Origin of the sequence: Poseidonocella sp. HB161398, assembly GCF_005870025.1 — a bacterium.
GTDB lineage: Bacteria > Pseudomonadota > Alphaproteobacteria > Rhodobacterales > Rhodobacteraceae > Mangrovicoccus.
Genome location: NZ_VATA01000044.1, coordinates 13513 through 36270, shown reverse-complemented (window position 1 = coordinate 36270; position 22758 = coordinate 13513). Strand labels below are relative to the sequence as shown.

Genomic DNA, 22758 nt, shown 5'->3' with positions numbered 1-22758 from the left:
CCGCGGCCGCTTCAGGCGCGGGGCAGCGCCTGGAGCTCCGCCAGCGACATGACCTGGCAGTAGATCATGTTGATGACCCGCAGCTCGTGCTCGTGCAGCTCGGCCGTGGCGGCGGCGCAGCAATCCTCGACCACCAGCACGTCGAAGCTCTCGTCGGCCAGGCTGCGCACGGTGGAGGACACGCATTGATCGGTGAAGATGCCCGCGCAGATCACCCGCTCGATCCCCATATTCGACAGGACCATCCGCAGGTTCGTCCCCGTCAGCGCCGAGTCCGTGGTCTTGGTCACCACGATCTCGTCCGCCAGCGGGCCGACCGGATCGGCAATCTGGCTGTCCTCGCGGTCCTTCGGCAGGAGCAGGTAGTTGAAGCCCGGCTTCTTCTGGGAAAGCGAGCGGTCGCGCCCGTCCTCCTTCAGGCAGGCGATGCGGGCATGGAGGACCTCGATCCCCTGCCCCCGCGCCCAGTCCTGCAGGCGGCGCGTGTTCGGCAGCACGGTGCCCTGCATCCGCGCGTGGAAGGGCGCCCAGCGGGCGGCCTCCGCCGGGTCGTCCGGGACCTCCAGATAGGTGTTCTGCAGGTCGATGCACAGGAGCGCCGTGCGGCCGGCATCAAGCGCGATATCCGCGGGTTCCTCGGCGGTTTCGTAGTAGAAGCTGCGCCAGTCCGTCTTCCAGCCCATCAGATCTCCTCGATGGCCTCCAGGCTCTCGGGCAGGATCTGGCCGCCATCGACGACGATCTGCTGGCCGGTGATATAGGCCGCCTCGTCGGAGGCGAAGAACAGCGCCGCATTGCCGATATCCTCGACCGCGCCGAGCCGCTTCAGCGGGATCGAGGCGGCCATGGTCTTCAGGTAGTCCTCGCCCAGGTCCTGCAGCCCCTCGGTGTAGATATTGCCCGGCATCACCGCGTTGATCGTGGTGTTGTATCGGGAAAGCTCCATCGCCGCCGTCTTCAGGAAGCCCAGCTGCCCGGCCTTCGAGGCGCCGTAATGCGCCCAGCCGGGGAAGCCGGTGACCGGGCCGGTGATCGAGGAGGTGACGACGACGCGGCCCTTTCCGGCCTTCTCGAAGGCGGGGATGCAGGCCTTCACGCAGAGGAAGGTCGATTTCAGGTTGGTCGCCATCACCCCGTCCCAGTCCTCGGGCGACATGTCGAGCAGCTTCACCTGCGGGAAGATCCCGGCATTGGCACACAGGATGTCGACGCCGCCGAAGACCTCCGCCGTCTTCGCGACCATGGCCTGGACGCTGTCCCAGTCGGCCACGTCGCATTGCACCCAGTCGGCGCTGCCGCCGGCGGCGGCGATCTCGGCCACGGCGGCCTCGGCGGCGGCGGCGCCCCGCGCGGCGATCATCACCTTGGCGCCCTGCGCGGCGAAGACCTTGGCGATGCCCTTGCCGATGCCTTTCGACCCGCCGGTGACGATGACGGATTTGCCTGCGATGGAGGTCAGCATGTCGGTATTCCCTGTCCTTTACGTCGTTGGCCGCAGGCGCTTCAGCGCCCAGGCGAGGATCAGCCCCGCCGCCACCAGCACCGCGGAGCCCGCGACGGTGAGCATCCCCACGGTCGGCACCAGCGGCGAGTAGCCGGAAATCATCTTGGCGAAGAGCCATTCGGGCAGCGTGCTGTCGGCGCCCGTGGTGAAGAGCGAGAGCGGGAAGTTGCCCCAGCTCAGCAGGAAGGCGAAGAGCCCGGCCGAGACCACGCCCGGCATCAGGAGCGGAATGGTGACCTCGCGCAGCACCTGCCATTGCGAGGCGCCCATGTCGCGCGCCGCCTCCTCCAGCGAGGGGTCGAAGCTGAAGGCGCGGATCGAGACGATCAGCGTGGCGATCGGCGCGATCCACACGAGATGCGCGATGATCGCGGTCTTCCAGCTGGGCACGATCCCGAGCGCGTTGAACCACATCAGCAGCGCCAGCCCCAGAACCGTCTGCGGGAAGAAGATCGGCAGCAGGATCAGCTTCTGGAACCCCTTGCGGAAGCGCCAGGAATAGCGTGCGAAGGCCAGCGCGCCGAGAAAGCCGATCACCATCGAGGACACCGTGACGATGCCCGCGACCTTCAGCGAGATCCACAGGAGGCTCTGCACCGTGTCCGAGGCCAGCGCCTCGCCGTACCAGCCGGTATTATACTTGCGGATCGGGAAGCTGAGATAGCGCGCCTTCGACACCGAGGCGAGCCCGACCGAGACCAGCGGCAGGTAGAGGAAGGCGAGGATGAAGATCCCGTAGCCCAGCAGCAGGAAGGAGGAGAGCCGCGAGGTCTTCATGATTTCCGCCCCATCATCGCGTCGAGATCGGCCTTGGAGATCGCCCAGATCGCGAGCGAGCCGATGATCGCGATCAGCACCATGGCAAGCGCCGAGCCCAGCGGCCAGTTCTGCCCGTAGGTGAAGGCGGTCTGCACCTCGTCGGCGATGGTGATGACGGCGCGGCCGCCCAGGAGCTTCGACTCGGCCATCGCCCCCGCCGCGAGGACGAAGGTCAGGAGCGAGCCGACCATGATCCCGGGCATGGCGAGCGGCAGCTCGATCTCGCGCAGGATCTGCCAGCGGGTGGCGCCCAGGTCGAAGGCCGCCTGCCGCGCGTCGTCGGGGACCATCGAGATGCCCTGCGCCAGCGGGAAGAGCATGAATGGCAGGTAGACATAGACCAGCCCGAAGACGATCACCGGCACGTTGTACAAGGGCGCGTCGAAGCCGATGCCGGTCCAGTGGCGGAAATAGCCCTCGATCAGACCGCCCTTCATCAGGGTCAGCACCCAGCCGAAGAGGCGGATGTTCTCCGACACGAAAAGCGTCATCACCACGCCGATGGTCAGGACCAGCGTGAAGCGTTTGAACACCTTCGCCATCGCGTAGGCGAGCGGCCAGCAGACCACCAGCAGGATCGCCGTCGCCAGCGCGGCGAGGAAGAGCGACCAGGCGACCGACTTCCAGTAGCCCTGCGCCAGCACCACGCGATAGGCGGAGAAATCCGGCATATGGGTCAGCTCGAAGACCTTCTCCGGCATGATCGAGAAGAGAGCGACCAGCAGGATCGGCGCCAGGAAGGTCAGGCCGAGGAACAGGCCGAGCGGCAGGGCGTAGAGCGCCCCGAGCTGGCGCTCACGCTGCCGCATCTTCGGCCTCCGGGATGACATGCACCGCGGCGATGTCGCAGCCGAGCGCCACCTGCGCGCCGGTCCCGCCCGCGACGGCATCCTCGCGCAGCACCTCGACGGTCAGCTCGCCGGCCGGGCTGTCGAAGCGGTACTGCACGCGCGAGCCCAGCAGGTACTCCGCCGCGACCGTGCCGGTCAGCGTCAGGTCCGCCGAAGCCGGGGCGAGCCGCAGGCTCTCGGGGCGGATGACCAGCGTGCCCGACTGCCCGGCAAAGGCGGCCTGCGCGGCCGGGGACAGCGCCGCGCCCGCGACCGTGCCCGCCGAAAGCGACAGGAAGTTCACCTCCCCCATGAATTCGGCGACGAAGGGCGAGACCGGGCGGGCGTAGATCTCCTCGGCCGGGGCGATCTGCTCGAACCGGCCCGCGCGCATGATGGCGATGCGGTCGGACATGACCATCGCCTCTTCCAGGCTGTGGGTGATGTAGATGAAGGTCTTGCCGGTGCGCCGGTGGAGATCCTTCAGCTCCTTCTCCAGCGTCTTTCGCAGCCGGTAGTCGAGCGCCGAGAGCGGCTCGTCGAAGAACAGGATCTCGGGGTCGAAGGCCAGCGCGCGGGCCAGCGCCACGCGCTGCTTCTCGCCGCCCGAGCATTGCTGGATGCGCTTGGAATAGTAGTCGCGCGGCAGCCGCAGGAGGTCCAGGAGCTCCAGCGCGCGTTCCTTCCTGGCGCCCGGCTTCACGCCGCGCAGCTTCAGCGGGAATTCGATATTCTGCCCGACCGTGCGGTGCGGGAAGAGCGCCAGCGACTGGAACACCATGCAGGTCGGCCGCTTGTTGGCCGGGATCACGTCGATCCGCTGGTCGCGCAGCCAGATCGCGCCCCCGGTCGGGTCGTCCATGCCGACCAGCAGCCGGATGAGCGTGGTCTTGCCCGATCCGGAAGGACCGACAATGGCCAGGAACTCGCCCTCGGCGACATCGAGGTCGATGCCGTGCAGCGCGGTGAACTCGTCGAAGGTCTTGGTCAGCGCGGAGATGCGCAGGATCGGGGATAGGTCGGACATGGCAGCACTTTGCAAGGGGGCCGCCCGGCGGGGCGGCCCGGAACCGGTCAGCCGCGGCGGGCGGAGGTGTAGATTTCCATCAGCTTGTCATAGTCGGCGACGGAGTCGTATTCGACGGAATTGGCGGATTCCTCCTCCAGCGTGTCCCACTGGATCGCGTCGAGCTCGTCCTCGTCCCATTGCGCGAAGACCTCCGGATCGCCCATCTGCGCGACCGGGTTGTAGGTGCCCTCGGCAAAGCCCACCGCCTTGCAGATCTCGGGCTGCTGGACGAATTCCAGGAAATCCGGCGCCAGCGGCGAGGGGTCGGGGTTGTTGACCAGCGAGGTCAGCTCGGCCCAGACCACGCCGCCCTTGCCGTCGATCGGGCCCGAGGCCGGGGTGATGCCGCGGATATTGGTCAGCCCGTCGAGCCGCGCGGGCGAGGCGGTATAGGTGCCGCCGGTGAAATAGGCGTCGATCTCGCCGTTGATCAGCGCGGTGTTCATCGCGACCAGGTCGTCGCTCATCAGCTTGGAGCCCGCGAAGATCTGCGCGGCGACATCGCCGAAGGCGGCGAAGCCCGCCTCGTCCAGCGGCTTGAACGGGTTCAGATCCGCCGTCAGGCACATGTGGATCAGGTTCCAGTTGTCATAGGTCAGGATGCCGTAGCGCCCCGCCATCGCCGGATCGAGGAACAGCTTCCAGCCCTGCTCCTCGGCGGTCGCGCGGCTGATCTTGTCGGTATTCACCACGAAGGAGAAGGGCCCGTAGCGCTGCGGCATGCCGATCAGCTCGCCATCTTCGGCGAAGGCCAGCGGATAGGGCGGGCTGCCGTATTCCGGGGTCATCTTCTCGAAGAAGGGCATGAAGCGCTCCTTGTCGAGCGGCTTGATCAGCCCCTCGGGATAGAGCATGCCGCGCGCCCAGGGCTGGTTGAGGTTGATCAGGTCCCAGACCTTGACCTCGCCCGCGCGCAGCTTGTTGATCATATCCGGATCCGAGGTGCCGGATTCCGCGCGCACCGTGGCGCCGGGGTTCAGGTCGCGGAACGGGCCGAGCACGTCATCGGTATTGTAGCCTTCCCAGCACAGGATGTTCAGCTCGTCGGTGCGGGCCGCGCGCGCGAGGCCGGGACGCAGGAGGGGGGCGGCGCCGAGCGCGCCCATCCCAAGGGTGAAGGACCGGCGGGAAATCGTCATCTAGGTCTCCATCTCTGTCGGACCCGCAGCGGCGCTGCGGTTTTTTCTGGACGGATGCTGCTCCGGCGGGCGGAGCCCTGCAACCCGGCGCCTGTCTCGGCGCCCTGCCAGAAGGCTGGCAAAAGTTTCTGCCTCTCGCAAGACAAAATGTTGCAACTTCCAATTTCGATGGCTAGCAATGAAGACGGAACCGCCAAACCGGAGATCTGCCGCCTTGCTCTACCAGGATGCGTTCATCGACCGCCTGACATCCGGGCTCAACAGCCTGCTTCCTGTATGGAATCTCAGCGAAGACACAAAAATCGAGCTGCTGACCGTGTCGGAGAACGCGACCTTCATCGCCCGCGACCCGGCCCGCGCGGCGCCGGTAATTCTGCGAGTTCACAGGCCCGACTACCACACGGTGGCCGAAATCGAGTCCGAGCTGGCCTGGATCACGGCCTTGCGGCAATCCGGCGCGGTCGAGACCCCGGCGCTGGTTCCGCTTGTTTCGGGCGGCCATCTGGCCAGCTTCCGGGACGGCGACGAGACCCGCCATGTCGCCGCCTTCGAGTTCATGGAGGGCAGCGAGCCGGATGCCGACGCGGGGCTGGTGCCGGGCTTCCGCCTGCTCGGCGCGATCTCGGCGCGGCTGCACGGCCATGTCGAGGCCTGGACCCCGCCCGCGGGCTTCACCCGCAAGACCTGGGATTTCGACAGCGCCTTCGGCGCGGCGCCGCTCTGGGGCGACTGGCGCGCGGCGCTCGGGCTCGATGCCGATGGCAAGGCGCTGCTGGAGCAGGTCTGCGCCAGGCTCGAGGCGCGGCTCGCCGCCTATGGCAAGGGGCCGGACCGCTTCGGGCTGGTCCATGCCGATCTGCGGCTGGCGAACCTGCTGGCGCGCGAGGACGGGCTCGGGGTGATCGATTTCGACGATTGCGGCTTCTCCTGGTTCATCTACGACTTCGCCGCCGCGATCTCCTTCCACGAGCTGAACCCGATCGTGCCCGAGCTGCAGGCCGCCTGGCTGGAAGGCTACCGCGCCGTCCGGCCGCTCGGCGGGGAACACGCGGCGATGATTCCCGATTTCGTCATGTTCCGCCGGCTGCTGCTGACCGCCTGGATCGCCAGCCACGCCGAGACCGAAACCGCCGCCGATGCCGGGCTCGGCGCCTATACCGATGGCACGCTGGAGATCGCGCGCCGCTATCTGGAGGCCGCAGAATGACCAGCGACACCGCGGAAGTGCGCCAGATCCTCGACATGAACGCCTACCGCCCCGGCGACAGCGCCGCGGCCGCGGTGGACCGGCGGCTGGCCAATCTCGGCGCGGCCTCGGTCCTGTTCTACCGCCGCCCGATCGAGATGGCCGAGGCGAAGGGCGCCTGGATGACGGCGACGGACGGCACGCGCTATCTCGACTTCTACAACAACGTCCCCTCGGTCGGACATTGCCATCCGGAGGTGGTCGCCGCGGTCAGCCGCCAGATCGCGCGGCTGAACGTCCATACCCGCTATGTGGTCGAGGTGGTCGACGACTATCTGGAGGCGCTGAAGGCCGCCCTGCCCGCGCCGCTGGGCAATGTGGTCATGACCTGCTCGGGCTCGGAGGCGAACGACCTGGCGATCCGCATCGCCCGCGCCGCCACCGGCGGCACCGGGGTGATCGTCACCGAGACCGCCTATCACGGCAACACCGCGCTGGTCACCGAGGTCTCGCCCTCGGCGCTGAAGCGCGGCAGCCTGCCCGACTGGGTGATCGCGGTACCGCCGCCCTCGGCGGCGCATCACGGCAACGACATCGCGGCGGGCTTCCGCGCCAGCATCGAGGCGGCGCTGGCCGAATTCGCCGCCCGCGGCATCCGTCCGGCGGCGCTGCTGGTCGACTCGATCTTCTCCTCGGACGGGATCTTCGCCGATCCGGCGGGCTTCCTCGCCCCGGCGGTGGAGGCCGTGCGCGCGGCCGGCGGGCTCTTCATCGCCGACGAGGTGCAGCCGGGCTTCGCGCGGACCGGCGACGCCTTCTGGGGCTTCGCGCGCCACGGCGTCACGCCGGACATGGTCACGATGGGCAAGCCGATGGGCAACGGCTTCCCGATGGCCGCGGTGGCCGCGCGGCCCGACGACCTCGCCGCCTTCTGCGCCGATACCGGCTATTTCAACACCTTCGGCGGCAATCCGGTGGCCGCCGCGGCCGGGGCCGCGGTGCTCAGGGTGATCGCCGAAGAGGGGCTGCAGGCGAATGCCCAGCGGATCGGCGGGCTCCTGCGCGCGCGGCTGCGCGAGACCGCCGCGCGCGACGGAAGGGTCTCGGATATCCGCGGCGCCGGGCTCTTCATCGGCATCGACCTCGCCGATGGCAGCGGCCGGCCGGATCCGGCGCTGACCGTGCGGGTGATCGACGCGATGCGCGACCGGGGCGTGCTGATCGGCGCGGCCGGGCGCTATGGCAACACGCTGAAGGTGCGTCCGCCGCTCTGCCTCGGCGAGGACGAAGCGGCGCTCTTCGCCGAGGCCTTCGAGGCCGCCCTGGCCTGATCCCCCCGCGCGGCACCTGATCGCCTTCGGCGGACCGGAGCCCGCGATCCCGGCGCGGCAAGCGGCGAGTTGCGGCCGGAATCCGGGGCCGGGTGCGCGCCCCTGACCCCGCCCGGCCTTGGCCCGGCAGCGCTGCTAGCGCAGCGGCGCGACCTGCAGCTCCACCTCGCCGCGCTCCAGCGCCTGGGCGAGCGGGCCCTCGGGCGCGCGGTCGCTGACCACCAGCTCGATCTCGCTCCAGCTCGCGTAGCGGGCCGAGGCCATGCGGTCGAATTTCGTGTGGTCCGCGACGATCAGGTTGCGCGCGCTGCGCCGCAGCATGGTGGCATAGACGTCGCCCGCCTCGATCAGCGCGTCGCTCGGCCCGTCGGGCGACAGCGCCGAAGCGCCGAGGATCGTCCAGTCGGCGGTGTAGTCCTGCAGGAAGCGGATCGCGGCGCTGCCATGCATCGCGCCCTCGCCGGCATGGTACTCGCCCGGCACCATCAGCACCCGGATCGTCGGGTTCTGCGACAGCGCGGTGGCCACGGCGAAGCTGTGCGCGATCACGGTGACATGGTTCATCTCGAAGGCGATGCGCTTCGCGAGGATCGCGGTGGTCGCGCCCGAGCCGATCATCAGCGTCTTGGCCCGCTTCAGCCGCGGCTGCGCGGCCCGGGCGATCGCCTCGCGCTCGGCCACCAGCTGGCGCTCGCGCTGGGACAGGACCGGCTCGGCGGGCGCGCGCAGCATCGCGCCGCCATAGGTCCGGCTGATCAGGCCGCGCTCGGCCAGATCCTCGAGATCCCGGCGGATCGTCTCGGTCGTCACCTCCAGCGTCGAGGCCAGCGCCTTGACCCGCATGGTCGGCGCGTCGGCCAGCGTCGCCAGGATGCGGGTCTGGCGCATGTCGCGTTTCGTCGGTTTCAAGCCCGGCCCTCCCTGTCGCGCGTCCGCTATCCTAGGAGGTTGCCGCCCAAGGGGAAAGCGCTTCGCGCCTGTCGCGATCCGGACAGGCCCGGGCGCGGAATGTCGGCTTTCGCCGCCCAGGGCGGCCCGGCCCCCTGCCCCGGCAGGCTTGGCGCGGAACTTGTTTCCACACGGACGAAGGAGACGATCCATGCGCACAGACACACCTTTCGAAGGCATCGATTTCGGCACTGTCCCGGAGGGGGTCGACGCCCTTCTCCAGGCCGGGGTGCTGGCCTATCGCAGCGACCGGGCGGAGGCGGATGCGCTGTTCCGCGAGGCGCTGGCGCTCGACCCGCAGGCGCTGCCGACCTATTTCTGCCTCTACAAGATCCACACCTATTCCGGCCGGCTCGACGCGGCCCGCAACGCGGCGATGGACGGGCTGGCCGAGGCCGCCGCGCAGGCGGGATGGCCCGCCGACTGGCGCGACTGGCGCCCAGAGGAAACCGGCGCCGCCGATGCCGGGCGCTTCGCGCTCTACACGCTCAAGGCGCTGGCCTTCATCGCGCTGCGCGACGGCCGCCCCGCCGACGCGGCGGAGAAGCTCGCGCGGCTCCGGGTGCTCGACCCGCAGGGCGCCACCGGCTGGCCGGTCGTCGCCGAGATCGCGGAAGGATGCGCGGCATGAACCTGACCATCGAGGCCCGGCACCTGGGCGCGCTCGCCGACCGCTTCCCCGAGCTCGAGGGGCTGCGCGCGCAGCTGAAGCTGGGCGAGAAGGCGGCCATCCCGGTGGAGCGGCTGTCGGGCGCGCATTGCGACTTCCTCATCGGGCTCTACGCCGCGGCCGGTCCCGGCTACCGCACGCGCGCGGCCCAGCTGGCCACGCTGCGCGGCGCGCTCGGCGCGGGAGCGAAGCGCTATGGCCAGGACGACCTGGAGCCCTTCCTCCTCGACCTCTCGCGCTACCTGCTCGACGGGGCGCTCCGCGGCTGGATGTTCAGCGCCGACATCTCGCGCCGCCCCCTGCCCTATGTCGTGACCCGGCTCGACTACACCCCCGCCAATAGCGACGAGAGCGGCCGGATCATCGTCGAGATGAAGGCCAATGCAAAAGGCGCGCTGGCCTCCGCCACCATCCGCATCATGGCGGCGGATATCGACGGGCACACGCTGGGCGAGGTGCTCTTCCGCAAGGGCTACATGAAGGAGACGCCCGCGCTGCTGGCCGCGCATGACGAGAGCTCGGCGCGCTATTTCGACTGGCGCGGCCGCTATGGCGAACAGTTCGCGGCGCAGGGCCGGGCCTTCTATGCCGAGGACCCCAGCTCGTCGCGGCGCGACACCGACTGGACGCGCAAGGACGTGGTGGTCCTGTCGGCCTCGGGCGGCAAGGCGCGGCTGGTCAATGACGAGGGCATCCTCGAGGGCCGCGCGCTGACCATGGACGTGCCGGGCGCGCTCTTCGCCGCCTTCCTGCGCCGCGCGGGCAAGTCGAGCCAGTTCGACTGCGAGGAGGAGATGCGCGCCATCGCGGAGGCCGTGCCCGAGGGGCTCTTCACCCAGGTGCCGGTGCATGGCTTCGTGCTGATGTTCCATCTCGACCTGCACCACTATGTCTGGGTGCATGTCGACGACATGGAGCCCTATGCCTACGCCCCCGGCCTGAAGGACAAGCTGGTGCTGCCGGAAGAGCAGACCGACCTGATCGACATCCTCACAGCCGAGATGGACGTGCTGATGGACGACATCGTCGAGGGCAAGTCGGGCGGCACGACGGTGCTCTGCGCGGGCCCGCCCGGCGTCGGCAAGACGCTGACGGCGGAGGTCTATTCCGAGATCATCGGGCGGCCGCTCTACCGCGTGCATTCCGGCCAGCTCGGGCTGAACGTCGCGCAGATGGAGGCGGCGCTGAAGGACGTGCTGACCCGGGCGCAGCGCTGGGGCGCGGTGATGCTGATCGACGAGGCGGATGTCTACATCAAGCGGCGCAACGACGACATGACCATGAATGCGGTGGTCGGCGTCTTCCTGCGGGTGCTTGAATACTTCAACGGGCTCCTCTTCCTGACCACCAACCGGGTCGACGATATCGACGAGGCGATCGTGTCGCGCTGCATCGCGATGATCCGCTACGAGGCGCCGGACCGCGCCGGGCGCATCCGCATCTGGGAGGTGATGGCCGCGCAGTTCGGCCTGGAGCTCGCCCCCGGCCTGACCGGTGAGCTCGCCGATCTCTTCCCGGCCGCCAGCGGCCGCGACATCAAGGGGCTGGCGAAGCTGGTGGCGAAATTCTGCAGCCAGAAATCGCTGCCGCCGGACCGCGAGGCGTTCCTGCGCTGCTCGGTCTTCCGCGGCATGGATGCCGTCCGCGGCGCATCGGTCGCCGGGCTCGTCGCCGCCGAACGGCGGGCCTGACCGGCCTTGATTGCGGGGCCGCGGCGGTTTGGCGGTGGCCCCGCGCCGGATTTTTGCCTAAGCCGCCGCCAGGCGCGCCCGCTAGCCGCGCCGCACGGAGGACCATGCTGATCGACCCGCGCAAACTCGACAAGCTGATCGGGCTCTGGCTCGACGAGGACTGCAACTATTTCGACCTGACCGCGAAGATCATGGTCGACGACGGCGCCAGGGCCGCCTTCGGCCTGAACGCGCGCGAGCCGCTGGTGCTGGCCGGGCTGCCCGTGGCCGAGCGCATCTTCCGCACGCTCGATCCCGGCTGCCATTTCAATGCACGCGCCGCGGATGGCGACCGGATCGAGGCCGGGGCGACCTTCGCCACGGTCGAGGGCGACGCCCAGGCGCTGCTGACCGCCGAACGCGTCGCGCTGAACCTGCTGCAGCGGCTCTGCGGCATCGCCGGACTGACCGCCGAGTATGTCCGCGCGATCGAGGGCACGGGCGCCTTCCTGGTCGACACCCGCAAGACCACGCCCGGATTGCGCATGCTGGAGAAATACGCCGTCACCTGCGGCGGCGGCCGCAACCACCGGCTGGGGCTCGATAACGGGATCATGCTGAAGGACAACCACATCGCCGTCGCGGGCTCCATCGCGGCCGCTGTGGCAAAGGCCAAGGCGAAGGCGCCGGTCCTGACCAAGATCGAGGTCGAATGCGACCGGCTGGACCAGGTGGCCGAGGCGCTCGGGGCGGGCGCCGATGTCATCATGCTCGACAACATGACGAATGCCGATATGCGCGAGGCCGTGGCGCTTGTCGCCGGGCGGGTGCCGCTGGAATGCTCCGGCGGGGTCCGGCTCGACACGATCCGCGGCAAGGCGGAGACCGGCGTCGATTTCATCTCCGTCGGGCGGATCACCCAGTCGGCGCCCTGTGTCGATATCGGGCTGGACGAACTCTGACCCGCACATCGCGACGGCGCTTTTTTGAACTTTTTGCGAGAATAGCGCCGCCCTTTGCCGGGCGGCGCCATGTCCGGTAATGGATCAGGCCGCCCTGCCCTGGCTCAGCCGGTGCCTTGCAGGCCGGACGCGATGCCGTTGATCGAGATCTTCAGCGCATCCTGCAGCTCTGCATTCTCCGGATCGCGCCGGATCCGCCCGAGAAGATCGATCTGGCCGAAATGCAGCGGGTCGAGATAGGCCTTGCGCAGCATGAAATCCGGATCGGTCTCGGCTGGCTTGCGGCCGGTGATCGCCTCGGCCATCTCCATGGTGATCTGCCATTCCTCGCGGATGAGGCCGAAGATCCGCGCCTTAAGCGCCTTGTCCTCGACCAGCTCGGCATAGGCGCCGGCGATCTCGATATCCGCCTTGGCGAGCACCATCAGTACGCTGTCGACGAGGCTGCGGAAGGTCGTCCAGCTGCGGTACATCTCCTCGAGCTGCGCCATCGAGCCGCCCGCTTGGCGGATCGCGGTGCCGAAGCCGAACCAGCCCGGCAGGTTGTGGCGCGTCTGCGCCCAGGAGAAGACCCAGGGGATCGCGCGCAGGTCCGAGAGCTTGTCGAGGGTCGAGCGCGAAACCGGCCGCGAGCCCATGTTGAGCGAGGCGATATGGTCGATCACCGTCGCCTCGCGGAAATAGGTCAGGAACCTCTCGCCGGTGGTCAGCGAGCGGTAGCGCTGGAAGGCGGCCTCGGACATCGCCTCCATGACATTGACGAAATGGGTCGCGGGCCGTGCGAACTCGCCGGCCGCCTCGGCCTCGGCCAGGCCCTCCCCCAGCTCGCAGAAGCGCATGATCGCCTGGTCGGTCGTCTCGTAGCGCTTCGAGATCACCTCGCCCTGCTCGGTCAGGCGGAAGCCGCGGGCGAGCTTGCCGCGCGGCTGGGCGAGGATCGCGTCGCGGGTCGCGCCGCCGCCGCGCCCGACAGAGCCGCCGCGGCCGTGGAAGAAGGCGACGCCCTGGCCGACCCCCTCGAACAGCTCGGTCAGCGCGGCCTCGGCCTTCCAGACCTCCCAGCGCGCGGTGACGATACCGCCATCCTTGTTGCTGTCCGAATAGCCCAGCATGATCTCGGCCCGGGTCGCCTTCATCGCGGCGGCATAGGCGGGCACGGCGTAAAGCTCCTCCATGATCGCCACGGAGACGCGCAGATCCTCGATCGTCTCGAAGAGCGGCACCGGCAGGATCGGCTCCGCCACGTCCTCGCCGAAGCAGCCATGGAGCCGCAGCAGCCAAGAGATCTCCAGGATGTCGGCGACGCTTTCGGTGTTCGAGACGATCGAGTAGCGCACCAGCCCCGCGCCCAGCCGCTTGCGGGCGGCCGCGACAGTGGCGAAGATGCCGAGCTCGCGCTGCGCCTCTTCGGAGAGCCCCGTCGCGTCGAACTCCGGGACCGGCTTCAGCAGCATCTCCGACAGGAAGGCCGCGCGCGCGGTCTCGTCCATGTCAGGATAGCCGTCGGTGATGCCTGCCGCGGACAGGATCTCGGCGACCGTGCGTTCATGGATGCGCGAGTTCTGCCGCAGGTCGATGGTGAAGAAATGGAAGCCGACCATCGCGACGGTGGCACGCAGCTCGGCCAGGCGGCCCTCGGCGATGACGCCCGCCTGCGACGCCTCGAGCGACTCCGACAGGGTCTCCAGATCGGCAATGAAGGCCTCGGCCCCGGAATAGGCATGCGCGCCGCCGGTCTCGGTCTGCTCCAGCCGCGTGCGGATATGGTAGATCGCGCGCCGGAACGGCTCGCCGTCGCGATAGGGATCGGTCAGCTTCGGCTCCTGCTCCAGCAGCGCCTCGAGCGCGGGTGAGAGATCGAGATAGCGGTCCGAGACCGGCAGCTCCATCGCCAGCAGGTGCAGCTCCGCCAGGTAGTAGCCGAACAGCGCGCTCTGCTGCTGCGAGACGGCATAGTCGAAGACGTCGCGGGTCACGAAGGGATTGCCGTCCCGGTCGCCGCCGATCCAGGTGCCCAGGGAGAACATCGGCTTCGGCCGTGCCGGATCGCCGCCGAAGAACCGCTCCACCTCGCCCTGCACCCGCATCATCGCGGGCAGGATCGAGCGTGACGCGACCGAGACGCCGTTGTCGATTTCGTTCTGGACGCGCAGCTTCTCGCGGCGGGCAAGCTCGGTCAGCCAGACAGTCAGCACCTCGCGCTTGAGCGCCCGGCGGTCCTTGATCGAGCCGTCCTGCCCCATCAGCCCGGCGATCCGCCCCTCGATGTCGATGACGCTCTGGCGACGGATTTCGGTCGGATGCGCGGTCAGCACGATGCCGACCGACAGCCGCTCGCGGGTCTTGCCGTCGAGCTTGGCCAGCGCCCGGTCGAGTGCGAGACGCGCGCCGCCGGAATCCGCATTGACCACGCCCTGCGCGATATTCGCCAGATGGAGGAAGAGCGTGAAGGCGCGCAGCACCTTGCCGATTTCCTCGGGGTCGTTCTCGCCGATCAGGTTGCGCAGTTCGGCGCGCAGCTCGACGAGCCCCGAGCGGTAATGGCTGATCGAGCGGCGGCGCAGCGTCTCGACCAGCGAGAAGGTCCGGTCGCCTTCCTGTTCGCGGATGATTTCGCCGAGGAGGTCGCCGAGGTCGGAGACAAGCGTATTGAGTGACTGGGCAGCAGTGACGTTTTCCATGTCGGACCCTCGTTAAGCGTGAACGGTCCCCGCTCATGGCGCGGCGGGGCTTTCCGGGGCTGACATCGTCCCCCCGGGCCCATGTTAGCGCCCAAACCCGGCGGGGGAATGCGGCATCTGCCCCCGCCCTGCCCGTCTCGCGCGCGAGACGCGGCTCAGCCGTCCCGCAGGCTTTCGGCGACCTGCGCGACCAGCCGTTCCAGCGCTGCGGCGTCCTCCGCTTCGACGCCGTCGAGCTTCAGCGTCACCTTGCCGTTCTTCGCGCTGGCGCGGATGCGCAGCCCCGGCCCGTCCCAGCCTGCCGAGATGGCCGCGACCGGTTCCGGCGCCGGGCCGCTGAACGCGCCCTTGCCCGCAACGAAGGCGTCGAGCAGCGCCAGCTCCTCTGCCGGGTCGGCGAATTTCGTGTCGCGGTCGGACAGGAAGGCGGTCAGCTCGCGCTCGCGCCCGTCCTTGACCGCCTGCGCCAGCCGCGCGCCCAGCCGTTCGCCGATGGCTTCGGGATAGTCCAGGTAGGGACCGAAGACATTGTGGACGACGGTGAAGTTGCGGATCTTGTAGCGGCGGTTGCGGCTGGAATTCGGGAAGAGCGCCAGGATCGCGTCATCGACCGTCTCGCAGATGCCCTGCTCTGCCGCCAGGCAGCAGATCCGGCCGCGCTCGTAGAAGCTGACATCCTGGCGGATCTCGTTCTCCTCGATCATCGCCACCATGTCCTCGAGCGTCGCGCGCGGAAGACGGATCAGCGCGCGGACCTCGGCATATTGCGGATCGCCGGTCTCCTCGAAGAGCTCGCGCAGGACGCTGACACGGCGATAGCCGCTGATCAGTCGCCATTTCCCGTCCGAGCGCTCGCGCGGGCCAAGCTCCACCGGCACCTGCTGCCCGCGCGCGGCGATGGAGGCCTTCAGCTCCGCCCAGGCCTCGCCGTCGCGGTCGAGCATGCGGCGGTCCCGCGCCAGCGCGTGCAGGTCGATCTCCTGGATCGGCACCAGCTCGACCACGCGGCCATCCTCGCGCGCCTCGGCCAGCGCGGTGCGGTCGGCCTGCAGGCCGGTATTCTCGCGGCGCAGCCGCAGCAGCTCCTCTTCGACGTTCGAGGCGGCGGAGCCCGCCATCTTGCCGATCGGCGGCGCCTTTCCCAGCGCCAGCTCGCGGCGTTCGGCGGCGGTCTTCTCGGCCCCCGCGCGGATGTCGCGGATCGAGTCGCGGTCGATGGATCCCAGGCGCTTGCGGCTCATTCTGCGGCCTCCCGTTCCTCTGCCTCGATGCGGTCGCGTTCCCAGCAGCCGATCAGCAGCTTCTTGAATTCATGGTAGCAGCGGTCGAATGTCTCGCGCCCGCGACGGTAGGTGTCGCGGTTGAAATCGGTATGGCTGGCCTCGTAGATCCCCGAGACACGCTCGCCCGCCTGGCCGACCAGCGCGGTGAATTCCTGCCGGTGCTGGGCGACGAAATCGTCGAGATAGACCTGGATGACATTGGCCAGCTCGCCCTGCTGGGCATCGTCGTAGCGCGTCAGCAGTACCTGCACCGCATCCCAGGAGAATTTCGGCGCCTGGTCCGAAATCCGCGCCATGCTGTCCTCGATCGAGGCGAAGGTGGTGTAGAGCATATCGAAGAAGCGGCCGGTCGAGTCGAACTCGATGAAGCTGGCGCCGACAGGGATCAGCAGGATATCGGCCGCCGAGAGCGCGTTGATCGTCAGGTAGCCGAGGGCAGGGGGCGTGTCGATCAGGATGATGTCGTAGTCTTCCAGCAGCCCCTCGTCGCGCAGGAAACCCTCGAGCGCGTCCCAGAACTGCCAGCTGCGATGGGTCTGCATCCAGACCGGCACCTGGAACTCGGCCCAGTAGAGGTTGAGCTGCGCGGGCAGGATGTCGATCGTCGGCCAGTGCGTGCCGATGATGACGTCATCCGCCGTCACCTTGGCGGCGTCGCGCACGTCCTCGTCAAGCTCGGGACTGTCATAGTCGTCGATCCCCATCGAGGCGGCGACATGGCGGGCGCGGTGGCGGGCGATCACCGCATAGGCGGTCTGGGCCTCGTCCTCGGCGAGCGTGCCGAACATGGTCGACATGCTCGCCTGGCTGTCGAGATCGATGACCAGCACGCGGTAGCCGTCGAGCGCGGAGGCCATGGCCAGATGCGCGCCCGTCGTAGTCTTGGCGACGCCGCCCTTGAAATTGCAGACCGAGACGATCTTGGCCGGGCTGTTCTGCGGCCGGTAGGGGCGGTATCCCTTGCCCTGCTGGCCCTCGTGCTCCAGAAAGGCGCGGATCGTGTTCACCTCGTCCAGCGTGAACATCTTGGCGCCGCCCTGCTTTTCGGAGACTCCCTGCGGCAGGTCGGGATTGGCCTTGAGCACGCGCCGGAAATGCTGCGCCGAGACCGGGATCATGTAGGTCGTGATTTCCCAGATGCCGAAGAGGCGGAGCTGCTTCTCGCCATCAGGCTTGTAGCCGCGCCGGGCCAGATCGTCCCGCGCCCGCATGCAGATCTCGGCCGCGACGGTGAACCGGTCGGTGGTCACGCGCTCGGGCACCTCGGCCAGCGCCTCGGCCGGGTCGATATGCTGAAGACTGATGGACGGGGTTTGACTGCTCATTTCCGATCCGCCTCGATGTTCCTGATTTGGCTGATTATCCGCGGAAAGCGCGAACACGTGCCTTTGCGTGACTCATATCCCAAGAGAAAGGCCGTGTCACGCGTGCGAGACGCCTGCCAGAGGCGGTATCCGGATCCCGAAAATGCCTGAACGCAGCATCAAACTATGAATCTGTTTCTAGATCTTTGGAGTCTTTGTAATCCGAAAAAGCAATTAATTATCGTATTTTAACGGAGATAGGGGACCCGGATGCATGTCGAACCCTACCCGTCTACATGCGCAAACCTACCCGGATACGTGCCGAAACCAACCCATCTGCGTGATGAAACCTACCCCTTGGCGTGACGGCGGAAAAATCGCCCGTGACGGGACGGATTTCGACTCGCAGCGCGGGGAAGGGGTCGCTATAAGCCCCAAATTCGCCCTGCTTTCCGACTCGGACCTGCGAAACCTACCCGTCTGCGTGATGGATCCCTCCCCAAATCGACCCGTCTGCGTGCCATCTCTTTCGTTGTGCCGATTCGGAACCGACCCATGAAGCTTGACACGCGGGTCGGTCTGGGAAAATCCTGCCAAAACCCCAGAGCCCCGAGTCGAGTCGTGACCGAATTCCGCCAGATCACCGAGCGCGAGAGCCTGCGCAAACACGTGGCCGCGATCCATATCGGCGGCAAGCTCACGCTTTTGCAGCGGAAGCTGTCGAATTGCCTCCTGCTGCACGCCTATGACGAGCTGACGACCAAGTCCTCGCACCGGATCGATGCCGAGACGCTCTGCGCCATGTCGGGCTATGCCAGTCGCGACCGCGAGACGCTGAAGGCGGCGCTGCGCGCGCTGGCGGAAACCACAGCCGAATGGAACATGCTGGGCGATGACGGCGAAGAGGAATGGGGGGTCTCCTCGCTGATCTCCTATGCCAAGCTCACCGGCGGGGTCTGCGAATACGCCTATGCCGCGCCGCTGGCGGCCAAGCTCTACGATCCGTCGGTCTTCTCGATGATCAACATGCGCATCCAGAGGAACTTCACCTCGGGCCATGCGCTGGCGCTTTACGAGAACTGCTTCCGCTTCGTGCGCACCGGTTCCACCGGCTGGTGGGAGATCGACGTCTTCCGCCGCCTGATGGGGGTCGATGACAGCGCCTATTACGAGGATTTCTCGAAGCTCAACGCCAAGATCGTCAAGCCCGCGGTGAAGGAGGTGAATGCCGTCTCCGACATTTCGCTGGTGGCCGAGACCCGGCGCGAGAGCCGCAAGGTGAAATTCATCCGCTTCCTGATCACCCGCAACGGCCAGGAGACGCTGTTCGATCTGGGCGACGATGATGCGGTGCGCAAGTCCGGCGCCTTCCGCCGGCTGGTGGAGAACGGCATCTCCGCCCGGCTCGCGCAGCGCTGGATCGCCGAGCATGGCGAGGCCTATGTCGCCGAGAAGCTGGATTTCGTCGAGGAGGAGCGCCGCAAGGGCAGGGTGCGCAAGACCCCGGCGGGCTACCTGACCGCGGCGATCAACGGCGACTACCGCCGCGCGGAAGAGGCCGCGCAGGCAGCCGCGCCCGCACCGGTGCCTGCGCCGAAGGAACCGACGGAAGAAGAGCTGGAAGAGGCGCGGCGCGACGAGGAACAGGCGGCCGAGGCGCGCTGGCGCCGGGCCTGCCTCGAGGTGATCGAGGCCAATCTGGAAAAGCGCAGTTCGGTCAGCCGCAAGGCGATCCGCGACCGGTTCGAGCTGGGGCTGGCCGATGATTTCGAACGCGGCCAGTTCCGCCGCTACGGCTGGCAGGCGCGGGGCGTCTTTCCCAAGGTCCATGCCTTCTGGTCGGGGCTGATCCCCGAGGGACTGCCCGGACGCGGCGACGCCTGACGGCCCGTCTCGCGCGCGAGACGGAGGGCGGGTTCACGCAAGGGTGAGTGCGGTCTGACATATCGTCCCGGCGACAGGCACGGGATTGCGTGCGACCAGTGGCGGCAAGTCCGGACTCCGGACAGTTGCCAGAATGGGAGGCACACTTGCTAAATGTCATTTCCCGGCCGCTTGTGCGGCTGATGGATCGGTATCTGCCTGATCCCTATCTATTCGTCCTGATCCTGACCGTCCTTGTCGCCATCGCCGCGATGGGGATCGAGGCCCAGTCGCCCTTGGCCGTAGTGCGCATGTGGGGGGACGGGTTCTGGACGCTGCTGCAGTTCTCGATGCAGATGCTCCTGGTGCTGGTCACCGGCTACATGATGGCCTCGACCCCGCTGGTGCGCCGGCTGCTGTCTCGGCTGGCCGAGATGGCGGGCTCGCCGGGGACGGCCATCCTGATGGTCAGCTATGTCTCGCTGGTGGCGAGCTGGCTCAACTGGGGCTTCGGCCTCGTCGTCGGCGCGCTCTTCGCCAAGGAGATCGCCCGCAAGGTCCGCGTCGACTACCGGCTGCTGGTGGCCTCGGCCTATTCCGGCTTCCTGATCTGGCATGGCGGCCTGGCCGGCTCGATCCCGCTGGCCATCGCCACCGAGGGCCATACCTTCGCCGGCCAGATCGGCGTGATCGGCACCGGGCAGACGATCTTCTCCTTCTTCAACCTGGCCATCGTCGTCGCTCTGCTGATCGTCGTGCCGCTGGTCAACCGGATGATGATGCCGCCCGAGAGCGAGAGCGTCTATGTCGACCCGGAGCTCCTGAAGGAGGCCGCGCCGCGGGCCGCGCAGTCGGACACGCCGTCGGAGCGGATGATGGACAGCCGCATCCTGTCGCTGATCGTCGGCATCTCGGGCCTGGCCTATCTGCTCGACTACTTCATCCGGTCCGGGACGCTGACGCTGAATGTCGTCAACTTCCTCTTCCTGATGGTCGCCATCGTCCTGCATGGCAGCGCGCGCAACCTGCTTTCCAGCCTGTCCGAAGGCGTGAAGGGCGGGGCGGGGATCGTGATCCAGTTCCCCTTCTATGCGGGCATCATGGCGATCATGGTGAGCTCGGGCCTCGCCGCGACGATCTCGGACGCGCTGGTGTCGCTGGCCACGCCGGCGAGCCTGCCCTTCTGGTCCTTCATCAGCGCGGGCATCGTGAACTTCTTCGTGCCTTCGGGCGGCGGGCAATGGGCGGTGCAGGCGCCGGTCATCCTGCCAGCCGCGCAGGCGCTTGGCGTCGATCCGGCGCGGGCGGCGATGTCGATTGCCTGGGGGGATGCCTGGACGAACATGGTGCAGCCCTTCTGGGCGCTGCCGATCCTCGGGATCGCGGGGCTGCGGGCCAAGGACATCATGGGCTTCTGCACGCTGCACCTGATCCTGTCGGGCATCGTGATCTCGATCGGGCTGACCTGGCTCTGACCTGCGGTCGCAGAGCGGACACGAAAAAAGGGGCGGCCTCCGGGCCGCCCCTTCGCATTCGCGGGGACTGTCTTCAGGCGCGCGACATCAGCACATCGGCGCGCGCCTTGTGCAGTGCGGTGGCCAGCGCGCCCGCGACGACCGCCTTCAGGATATCGCCGGGGATGAAGGGCAGGGCGAAGCCCGTCGCCTCCAGCAGGGATTTCTTCAGGATCAGCGCCATGCCGATGATGCCCGGAATGTAGAGCACGACGATCCCGCCGAGGAAGGCCGCCAGCGCGCCGGCCGCGAAGACCGGCAGGCGGCGGGTGCGTTCCATCACCCAGCCCGCGGCGAAGGCGGCGGGGATCCAGCCCAGCAGGAAGCCGACCGAAGGCCCGGCGAAGACGCCGATGCCGCCGCGCCCGCCGGCCAGGAGCGGCAGGCCGAGCGCCACCATGAAGACGATCAGCGCCGCCGCCAGCGCGCCGCGCCTTGCGCCGAGGATGACGCCCGAGAGCATCACGCCAAGGCTCTGCGCCGAGATCGGCACGCCGGAGATCAGCGTGACGGAGGGGATCAGCCCGAGCGCCGCGATCAGTGCGGCGAAGAGGGCGATCATGATGAGGTCGCGGTCCATTCTGGGTCCTCTTGGTTGGGGTCTCAGTCGGGGATGCCGCCGCGGGCCTTCACCGCGTCGGCGATATGGTCGGCATCGTCCAGCGCCGTCAGGCAGAGCGGCAGCACGATCTGCCAGCCCGGCCGGCGCCGCCGGGCGCGGGCGCGCCAGGCGAGGCCCAGCTGCCGTCCGCGGTCGAGGAGCGTCGGCGTCAGCCGCAGCACCAGCCCGATGGCGAAGGCGATGCGGCCGGGCTTCAGCCCGAGGACGCGCAGCGGCGCGAGTGCGCGGGTGCAGAGCGCGATCATGTCCTCGAGCCGCGTGGTCATCGTCACCAGATTGGCCAGCGCCACGGTCGAGAGCAGCCGCCCGGCCAGCGTCGCGCCATTGGCCCAGTCCTGCGTCAGCCCGTGCCAGAGCCCGAGCAGCAGCAGGAAGGGCCAGAGCGGCCGCAGCGAGCGCAGGCCGGCCCGGGCGAAGCGCCGCCCGCAGGAGAGGTAGAGCGCGGCGCTCACGGCGACCGGCAGCAGCATCAGGGCAGGGGAGGCGATGGAGAAGATCGCCACCGAGGCGATCGCCAGCGCGGCGAGCTTCGGTCCCGGGCCGATGGCGTGCAGCGGCGTGCGGATCTCAGAGGTCAGCGAAAGCATCTGCGCCCTCCGCCTCCATCTCGGCAAGATAGCCGGGCAGCACTTCGGCGGGCGGCCCGTCGGCGTGCAGGCGCCCGGCCTCGATCCACAGCACGCGGTCATAGCCGGCGACCACCTGCGGGTCATGGGTGATCTGCACGAGCGTGCCGGGATAGGATTCCAGCACCCGGCGCAGCGCCCGCTCGGTCGGGATGTCGAGGCCCGAGAAGGGCTCGTCGAGGATCAGCACCCTCGGCGCCATCGCCAGGATCGAGATCACGCAGAGCAGGTGCTTCTGCCCCTGGCTGAGCGTCGCGGTGCTGCGCCCGGCCCAGTCCGCCCGGCCGAAGCGGGCCAGCGCGGCCTCGGCCAGCCGGGTCGCCTCGGGCTTGGCGTGCCCCATCTGCAGGAGGCCGAAGCGGACCTCCTCCAGCGCGCTGGGGAAGATGATCTGGTGTTCGGGGTTCTGGAACAGGATGCCCACGGCCGAGAGCGCGGCCTTGCGGTCCTTCAGGATGTCGGCGCCGTCGATGGCGACGCGTCCCCCGGCGCCGTCGATCAGCCCGGCCATGGCGCGGGCGAGGGTCGACTTGCCCGAGCCGTTGCGGCCGAGGATGGCGATGCGGGGCGTGTCGAGCACGAGCGACAGCCCGGCGAGCACCTCTCGGTCTCCCAGGCGGCAGGTCAGATCGCTGATCTCGATGCGGGCGGCGGTTGTTGTCCTCACGGCACCTGCAAGGGCCGGAATCGGAGGGGAATGTCAACCATGCCTTGGTGGGGTCTCCCCGCGGCGGCGC

General features: G+C 68.4%; 20 protein-coding genes. 7 read left to right on the top strand and 13 right to left on the bottom strand.

Annotation, left to right across the window (positions count from 1 at the left end):
• Positions 1-11: 11 nt before the first annotated feature.
• Genes FGX59_RS25945 through FGX59_RS25920 form a run of 6 tightly spaced genes read right to left on the bottom strand, consistent with a single transcriptional unit; the run spans position 12 to position 5361 of the window.
• Positions 12-683, bottom strand: coding sequence for a cysteine hydrolase family protein (locus FGX59_RS25945; RefSeq protein WP_138470033.1), 672 nt, complete (start codon positions 681-683; stop codon positions 12-14).
• The gene (gene fabG, locus FGX59_RS25940) at positions 683-1462 is read right to left on the bottom strand and encodes a 3-oxoacyl-ACP reductase FabG (protein ID WP_138470032.1); all 780 of its coding nucleotides are present in this window, start codon (positions 1460-1462) and stop codon (positions 683-685) included. Before fabG ends, FGX59_RS25945 begins: the two co-directional genes overlap by 1 nt.
• Positions 1463-1480: 18 nt before the next feature.
• On the bottom strand, positions 1481-2281 hold the full coding sequence (locus FGX59_RS25935) for an ABC transporter permease (RefSeq protein ID WP_138470031.1): 801 nt from the start codon (positions 2279-2281) through the stop codon (positions 1481-1483).
• Positions 2278-3132, bottom strand: coding sequence for an ABC transporter permease (locus FGX59_RS25930; RefSeq protein ID WP_138470030.1), 855 nt, complete (start codon positions 3130-3132; stop codon positions 2278-2280). Before FGX59_RS25930 ends, FGX59_RS25935 begins: the two co-directional genes overlap by 4 nt.
• Positions 3119-4180 (bottom strand): ABC transporter ATP-binding protein, encoded by a 1062-nt coding sequence (locus FGX59_RS25925; RefSeq protein ID WP_138470029.1) that lies wholly within the window; start codon positions 4178-4180, stop codon positions 3119-3121. The genes FGX59_RS25930 and FGX59_RS25925 overlap by 14 nt, the downstream gene beginning before the upstream one ends.
• Before the next feature lie 47 nt (positions 4181-4227).
• Positions 4228-5361, bottom strand: coding sequence for a PotD/PotF family extracellular solute-binding protein (locus FGX59_RS25920; RefSeq protein WP_138470028.1), 1134 nt, complete (start codon positions 5359-5361; stop codon positions 4228-4230).
• Between the two features lie 214 nt (positions 5362-5575).
• Here FGX59_RS25920 and FGX59_RS25915 point away from each other — a divergent pair, with 214 nt between their 5' ends.
• Together FGX59_RS25915 and FGX59_RS25910 are read left to right on the top strand one after the other, a co-directional pair.
• Entirely contained in the window at positions 5576-6568 is a 993-nt protein-coding gene (locus FGX59_RS25915; RefSeq protein WP_240722716.1) for a phosphotransferase enzyme family protein, read from the top strand.
• The gene (locus FGX59_RS25910) at positions 6565-7878 is read left to right on the top strand and encodes an aspartate aminotransferase family protein (protein ID WP_138470026.1); all 1314 of its coding nucleotides are present in this window, start codon (positions 6565-6567) and stop codon (positions 7876-7878) included. Before FGX59_RS25915 ends, FGX59_RS25910 begins: the two co-directional genes overlap by 4 nt.
• Before the next feature lie 135 nt (positions 7879-8013).
• Here FGX59_RS25910 and FGX59_RS25905 read toward each other — a convergent pair whose 3' ends face one another.
• Entirely contained in the window at positions 8014-8787 is a 774-nt protein-coding gene (locus tag FGX59_RS25905) for a DeoR/GlpR family DNA-binding transcription regulator (protein WP_240722714.1), read from the bottom strand.
• A 190-nt stretch (positions 8788-8977) separates the two neighbouring features.
• On the opposite strand from FGX59_RS25905, the gene FGX59_RS25900 reads away from it, so the two are divergent.
• The 3 genes from FGX59_RS25900 (at position 8978) to nadC (ending at position 12128) form a co-directional block, all read left to right on the top strand.
• Complete coding sequence (locus FGX59_RS25900; protein ID WP_138470025.1) at positions 8978-9457, top strand: hypothetical protein; 480 nt, start codon at positions 8978-8980, stop codon at positions 9455-9457.
• Positions 9454-11187 carry an ATP-binding protein gene (locus FGX59_RS25895; RefSeq protein ID WP_138470024.1) on the top strand — a complete coding sequence of 578 codons (1734 nt, stop codon included), beginning with the start codon at positions 9454-9456 and terminating at the stop codon, positions 11185-11187. The genes FGX59_RS25900 and FGX59_RS25895 overlap by 4 nt, the downstream gene beginning before the upstream one ends.
• Before the next feature lie 104 nt (positions 11188-11291).
• Positions 11292-12128 (top strand): carboxylating nicotinate-nucleotide diphosphorylase, encoded by an 837-nt coding sequence (gene nadC, locus FGX59_RS25890; protein WP_138470023.1) that lies wholly within the window; start codon positions 11292-11294, stop codon positions 12126-12128.
• 104 nt (positions 12129-12232) lie between these two features.
• Here nadC and FGX59_RS25885 read toward each other — a convergent pair whose 3' ends face one another.
• From FGX59_RS25885 to FGX59_RS25875, 3 genes are all read right to left on the bottom strand, one after another.
• Complete coding sequence (locus tag FGX59_RS25885; protein WP_138470022.1) at positions 12233-14809, bottom strand: phosphoenolpyruvate carboxylase; 2577 nt, start codon at positions 14807-14809, stop codon at positions 12233-12235.
• Between the two features lie 155 nt (positions 14810-14964).
• Complete coding sequence (locus FGX59_RS25880) at positions 14965-16050, bottom strand: ParB N-terminal domain-containing protein (RefSeq protein WP_138470021.1); 1086 nt, start codon at positions 16048-16050, stop codon at positions 14965-14967.
• Complete coding sequence (locus tag FGX59_RS25875) at positions 16047-17417, bottom strand: AAA family ATPase (protein ID WP_138470020.1); 1371 nt, start codon at positions 17415-17417, stop codon at positions 16047-16049. The genes FGX59_RS25880 and FGX59_RS25875 overlap by 4 nt, the downstream gene beginning before the upstream one ends.
• A 600-nt stretch (positions 17418-18017) precedes the next feature.
• On the opposite strand from FGX59_RS25875, the gene FGX59_RS25870 reads away from it, so the two are divergent.
• Together FGX59_RS25870 and FGX59_RS25865 are read left to right on the top strand one after the other, a co-directional pair.
• Positions 18018-19280 carry a replication initiation protein gene (locus FGX59_RS25870; protein ID WP_240722712.1) on the top strand — a complete coding sequence of 421 codons (1263 nt, stop codon included), beginning with the start codon at positions 18018-18020 and terminating at the stop codon, positions 19278-19280.
• A 146-nt stretch (positions 19281-19426) separates the two neighbouring features.
• Positions 19427-20734, top strand: coding sequence for a short-chain fatty acid transporter (locus FGX59_RS25865; protein ID WP_138470018.1), 1308 nt, complete (start codon positions 19427-19429; stop codon positions 20732-20734).
• Positions 20735-20807: 73 nt separating this feature from the next.
• Here FGX59_RS25865 and FGX59_RS25860 read toward each other — a convergent pair whose 3' ends face one another.
• The 3 genes from FGX59_RS25860 to FGX59_RS25850 are packed head-to-tail and all read right to left on the bottom strand — an operon-like array spanning position 20808 to position 22688.
• Positions 20808-21353 (bottom strand): biotin transporter BioY, encoded by a 546-nt coding sequence (locus tag FGX59_RS25860; protein WP_138470017.1) that lies wholly within the window; start codon positions 21351-21353, stop codon positions 20808-20810.
• Positions 21354-21376: 23 nt separating this feature from the next.
• Complete coding sequence (locus FGX59_RS25855) at positions 21377-21982, bottom strand: CbiQ family ECF transporter T component (RefSeq protein WP_138470016.1); 606 nt, start codon at positions 21980-21982, stop codon at positions 21377-21379.
• On the bottom strand, positions 21963-22688 hold the full coding sequence (locus FGX59_RS25850) for an energy-coupling factor ABC transporter ATP-binding protein (RefSeq protein WP_138470015.1): 726 nt from the start codon (positions 22686-22688) through the stop codon (positions 21963-21965). Before FGX59_RS25850 ends, FGX59_RS25855 begins: the two co-directional genes overlap by 20 nt.
• Positions 22689-22758 lie beyond the last annotated feature (70 nt).

Coding starts and splice junctions, on each gene's coding strand:
- FGX59_RS25945 (WP_138470033.1), bottom strand. CDS start 683: ATGGGCTGGAAGACGGACTGGCGCAGCTTCTACTACGAAACCGCCGAG.
- fabG (WP_138470032.1), bottom strand. CDS start 1,462: ATGCTGACCTCCATCGCAGGCAAATCCGTCATCGTCACCGGCGGGTCG.
- FGX59_RS25935 (WP_138470031.1), bottom strand. CDS start 2,281: ATGAAGACCTCGCGGCTCTCCTCCTTCCTGCTGCTGGGCTACGGGATC.
- FGX59_RS25930 (WP_138470030.1), bottom strand. CDS start 3,132: ATGCGGCAGCGTGAGCGCCAGCTCGGGGCGCTCTACGCCCTGCCGCTC.
- FGX59_RS25925 (WP_138470029.1), bottom strand. CDS start 4,180: ATGTCCGACCTATCCCCGATCCTGCGCATCTCCGCGCTGACCAAGACC.
- FGX59_RS25920 (WP_138470028.1), bottom strand. CDS start 5,361: ATGACGATTTCCCGCCGGTCCTTCACCCTTGGGATGGGCGCGCTCGGC.
- FGX59_RS25910 (WP_138470026.1), top strand. CDS start 6,565: ATGACCAGCGACACCGCGGAAGTGCGCCAGATCCTCGACATGAACGCC.
- FGX59_RS25900 (WP_138470025.1), top strand. CDS start 8,978: ATGCGCACAGACACACCTTTCGAAGGCATCGATTTCGGCACTGTCCCG.
- FGX59_RS25895 (WP_138470024.1), top strand. CDS start 9,454: ATGAACCTGACCATCGAGGCCCGGCACCTGGGCGCGCTCGCCGACCGC.
- nadC (WP_138470023.1), top strand. CDS start 11,292: ATGCTGATCGACCCGCGCAAACTCGACAAGCTGATCGGGCTCTGGCTC.
- FGX59_RS25885 (WP_138470022.1), bottom strand. CDS start 14,809: ATGGAAAACGTCACTGCTGCCCAGTCACTCAATACGCTTGTCTCCGAC.
- FGX59_RS25880 (WP_138470021.1), bottom strand. CDS start 16,050: ATGAGCCGCAAGCGCCTGGGATCCATCGACCGCGACTCGATCCGCGAC.
- FGX59_RS25875 (WP_138470020.1), bottom strand. CDS start 17,417: ATGAGCAGTCAAACCCCGTCCATCAGTCTTCAGCATATCGACCCGGCC.
- FGX59_RS25860 (WP_138470017.1), bottom strand. CDS start 21,353: ATGGACCGCGACCTCATCATGATCGCCCTCTTCGCCGCACTGATCGCG.
- FGX59_RS25855 (WP_138470016.1), bottom strand. CDS start 21,982: ATGCTTTCGCTGACCTCTGAGATCCGCACGCCGCTGCACGCCATCGGC.